The organism is Chryseobacterium sp. (assembly GCF_022712095.1).
Classification (GTDB): domain Bacteria; phylum Bacteroidota; class Bacteroidia; order Flavobacteriales; family Weeksellaceae; genus Chryseobacterium.
Genome location: NZ_JALAHD010000248.1, coordinates 1 through 4,520 on the forward strand (window position 1 = coordinate 1; position 4,520 = coordinate 4,520).

Consider the following 4,520-nt stretch of genomic DNA (forward strand, 5'->3'; position numbering starts at 1 on the left):
TGATTACGTTGTCCCAAGGTCTGAAACATCTGTGAGATCTGATAATCAACCGTTTCGGCATTGGAAGACATCAGAATATCAATGATAGGGTTTACCCATCCTATTTTTCCTGCTTTCTGAAGTTTTTTAAAAGAATAGCTTTTTGACTCAAGACCGGTTCCGACAGAAATGATAATCATATCATTTGCTACAGGGTTGTTTGCTTTCTGATGATTTTTTAAAACTTCAGCAAAAGGAATTTTTCGGGCTTCCGCATAAGCGCATAAAGTAGGATTGTTAGCAAACATTCCTCCGTCAATCAGGCTGAAAGTCTGGCCATATTTGGATTTGATCTGTACAGGACTGAAATAGGCAGGTGCTGCTGAGGTGGCCCTGCAAATATCCTTTACATAAAAATTATCGGTACTTAAATGAGCTCCCCAGGAGTTCCTCTATGTAGCGTAGGATAATGCAGGTGATTATACCTTTTATTCCGCCACCGTCCAAAGAAAGAATGGTTGTCTTTTTCATGTAATGTTATTTGCTTTTTTTATAAGAAATTAAATAGTTTTTCTTACAGGGATTTCTTCATTTGTTTTTGGTGTTTTCTTCTGAAGCAAAGGTAGGCGCGTGAAGCGACAGAACTTGTCGTGTTATAAATTAATTGTGAAAAAATAATTACAAAATCACATATCTTTCTCTATCCCTTTTCATTCCAAGTTGTTTTTCAGTTTCAAATAAGATTCAGAAATACATACAGGTGCAACACATTTTCCATGAATTGGTCTTTTATTATAGATGAAATATGAATTATTTATAATCAAATCTGTCTTCATCAGGATACTGGTAAAGGTCTAAACTTGGTGTCATTGTCCCATTTTCATAATCTTGTATATAGTTTTCTAAGCTACCTGCAGTACCAAAACCAACTACTCTTCCTGATTTTTTTTCTACTAAAACAGAGCGTTTTCTACCAAAGATTTATTAAAATTTCCGGTTAACCTACATTCTTTGGACTGATATCGATAAATATTTCCATAAGGTTTTTTGATAGTTGCTTCGGTCAATATTATTACTTCAATATCTGATCCTCCAAAATGTTCTGCTCTGCTTTTTAAATAACGTTCTGCTATTGCTAATATTTCTTTGTCTGTTAACATAATTTATTTGGATAATTATATATCACTATTCTTTAATATTATTAGGATCTTCACCTGTTATGGCGCAGACTTTTTGTAAAAGTTCTGGTGCAAAAAGTGACCTGATAACTTGGTCCCATTTTCTTTATAGTCTGCAAAGTATACGTTTGTTGCTCCATATTGTAAACTTTCCAAATCCCTTAGCTTTCATTCTTGAACCTGTAAAAGTAGATAAAGCTGCTTCTTCAATGCTTTTACCTGAAGCTTTTGCTTCCCAAAATTGAATTAAATTAATAGATTGTCCTCCATAATCTTCATACATGGTTGCTTTTTTCCACCAGCCAATAACGCCATCTAACAAATATAGGTGCTTAATGCGACAAAAGGTGTCGTGTTATAATTTTGTGGATAAGTTTTGGGTTATAAATGGCCCATCTCGTTTGCTTTAGCTCCCTGACTTATTAGTTTGGACTTCATTTCTTTGAAATATTTTATATTCCCAAATGTTCCATCATTAAAATCTTCTTTATATTCTTCTCCATTTCTCATAGTATCATGTAAAAATAATGGAAATACTTTATCTAAATTATTTTTATTTTCAGAAGATAGTAAAGGGTCATTTTTGTATAAGCTGATACTATCTATTCCAATCCAATTGTATAGGAAACGGATATCTTCAAAATAAGAACTGTCATCGATATAAAGCCTGTAATTAGAGGGACGGTCAATTTTTCTCATAATATATTTCCAGTCTTCCAATGAAAAATCTTTCCATAGCTCAGGAACAATAAGTAATAGGCTTCTGACATCAGTGTATCTGAAAGATTCAGTAGTAATAACTTTTACTATTAAGTCTTTAGTATTATGACTTAATAATTCATCTTTTAAGGGCTTATAACAATCCCATCCGCGGCTTTCCAAGCCATTAAGTAATTTTTGTATTATTTGTTCCATTATTTAATATTTTCAATATATATAATTTTATCTTTACCATTTCGTACTATTTCTCCATTATTGTTTAAGCTTAAAGCTACAATTTCATTACGAGCTCTCTTTATTGGAATCCCAATTTTAGTTAATATTAGCCCCAGTCGCTGAGCTTCTTCGGAAGTTGGTCTGTAATGTCCCGATAAGTTGTCAAGTTCAACGATTCTCCCATTTTTAAATCTAAGTTGCCCGGCAGCTAACACCTCATCTTTATTGCCTAATAAATGATGTTTTTTTCCGATCTTTAAATCACCTGATTTTGTAATTATAAAATCAAATTCTCTTGAAGGAAAAAGATTCCCATTCAATTGTCTAAAAATACCCTTTGAGTCAAAATTATAATTTAAGATTAATCCATCTATTGGTAGATTTTCTGTAGGGTATTTATTTGTGATTTTTGGTGTTTTTTCACAAAATGCTAATTTTTTTAATTCTTCTAGGATTATCCTAATATTTCCATTATTGATCGCCTTTTTCAAGTCCATCAATACTCTCCGATAAACTTTATCATATCGATTTCCTTGGGCTACTATTTCTCCCTGATAAACTAACCCGAACTTTCTCTTGTTAGTTATTGTTCCAATAATATCAGGATTTATACCTTCTGCGATTTTTCCATTAATTATTGCAGCATCTAATTCCATAAAGAAAGCCCCGTTTTCTAGCAATATTTCGCATTCTTTTGTTTTTGAAAAGAATCCTGCGCTGGGAGTGATCCATTCTGTGGCTTCAAATAAACGAAGCTCTTTTCTCTGGAAAATTCCGCTATTCAAATCCAAAAATACGGAAATTGCCATTGCTTTCAAACCCTGTCTTACATTTACTGCTGCTTTTGGAATTAAACTAAAAATACTTTTAAAAATTCCGGCAACTAATTGAGGAGTGGCTATAATAAAACCTCCGTTATTATAAATGATGTCCCACTCTTTCAGGAACTGCTCGCCACCTTCTAATTTAGCGATCTCCACTCTAAGCGCATGTACAGTAAGATCCATTCCGGATAAGGCGAGATCAGCCGCTGCAGCAAGAGCTATGTATGGATTTCCGGTAAGCAATAGAGTGCCTATTCCTAGAGTGGTTCCCAAAATGTCAGCAACAATACGAATTGTTTTGTTAATGTTTTCCCATTTTTCAAGGTCAGCCAAAGCTTTTACATAAATGGCCGGAACAGGAGCACTTGTTTCAGATCCTGTATTTCTATCGATGAAGAAAACCATATCTATCGGGAAATATTGTCCACCATCATCCAGATCTTTAGTAAGTGTTTTTGTACTGTTGCTTTTTGCAATGGTAGAGACTCCAAGATCATCAGTTTCATAATTCTCTTCTTCAACAATATATTCCTGTTGCTGCTGGAGAAAAAATGTTTCCTGATCAGATTTGCCGAAAGTAAAAAAATCACCACCTAGTTCAGTAATTTTAGTCGCTACTTTGTAGTCTTTCCCAATGGTGAAAGTAGGAGAATTTTCTTTAGGTCTGTTATGTGAAAATAAACAATATTGCATTAAAATGGTAGCGAAAATAATTCTGTTAGGCATCATTTCACCTTCCATTTTGCTTGACATATCCAGATTATAATAAATACGATTGCAGAGATTCGGTTTTTTTTTGAATTCATTTAATAAGAAAATAGGGTCTATACATCTTAGATTATTGACTATTGCAGAACTTCCATCTTGCCAGCCACTGAAAAAACCGGTGTCATCATATTCTGTTAATTGATATAAATGATCAAAAATTAAATTACTATCTATTAAACTGGAAATATTTACCAATAAAGATTCAGGAATATTTTCATATAGAAACTTCAATATATCCGGAGAGCTATCCTTTTTCAAAGAATCTGTAAAATTTTTTAGAAAATAGTTGTAGTCTTCATCATAGTCATCAATGTCACCATAGCCTAAAAGTATATTTAGATTTCTGAATTCTTGGTAATTGGTAGTCTCCAGAATAAAAGCGATTTCGCTTAGATCGGTGTAATGAAAATATAATTTGTAGTAGACAATTTTTTTCTTAGTATTGATTTCCTGAACAACTCTTACATCATTCCATTTTACGCTGACATTTCCCAAACGGGGATTTCTGTAGACTTTTAATCTGATATAACTGTTCTTGCCATCATTGACAGATTTTTGTGATATATTGGATTCCAAACTTTGGATGTTATATTCAAACAGGTAGTCTCGTGATCCGCTTTGTGCAAACTTTATTTTTGCAACCAGGAGTTTTAAATTAAAATATTCATCAGTCTCCCAATTGATATTTTCTACAGAATTTGATGCTTGATTAGCAGGGCTGGATTGTGGAACTGAAGTATTTTGGAAATTATTTTTCATAAGCATATCTTCCGAAATAATCTTATTCTGATAGGATAAAAGTATCTTTTGACTTTCTTCATCAAATTCTTTTAAA

Annotated in this window: 4 protein-coding genes and 2 pseudogenes; all 6 read right to left on the minus strand. The window is 32.9% G+C overall.

What is annotated here, in order from left to right; translation table 11 throughout:
- Positions 1-287: pseudogene (locus Q0A18_RS12870) on the minus strand (patatin); the annotation flags it as partial.
- A 36-nt stretch (positions 288-323) separates the two neighbouring features.
- Positions 324-380 (minus strand): annotated as a pseudogene (locus Q0A18_RS12875) (hypothetical protein); the annotation flags it as partial.
- Between the two features lie 552 nt (positions 381-932).
- A complete protein-coding gene (locus Q0A18_RS12880) occupies positions 933-1,139 on the minus strand; it encodes a hypothetical protein (protein ID WP_292010557.1) in 207 nt (68 codons plus the stop codon).
- A 124-nt stretch (positions 1,140-1,263) separates the two neighbouring features.
- On the minus strand, positions 1,264-1,479 hold the full coding sequence (locus tag Q0A18_RS12885) for a hypothetical protein (RefSeq protein ID WP_292010558.1): 216 nt from the start codon (positions 1,477-1,479) through the stop codon (positions 1,264-1,266).
- 59 nt (positions 1,480-1,538) lie between these two features.
- On the minus strand, positions 1,539-2,072 hold the full coding sequence (locus Q0A18_RS12890) for a hypothetical protein (protein ID WP_292010559.1): 534 nt from the start codon (positions 2,070-2,072) through the stop codon (positions 1,539-1,541).
- Positions 2,072-4,520, minus strand: a 2,449-nt coding sequence (locus Q0A18_RS12895; RefSeq protein ID WP_292010560.1) for a hypothetical protein, incomplete at its 5' end; no start/stop codon positions are given. The genes Q0A18_RS12895 and Q0A18_RS12890, both read right to left, overlap by 1 nt.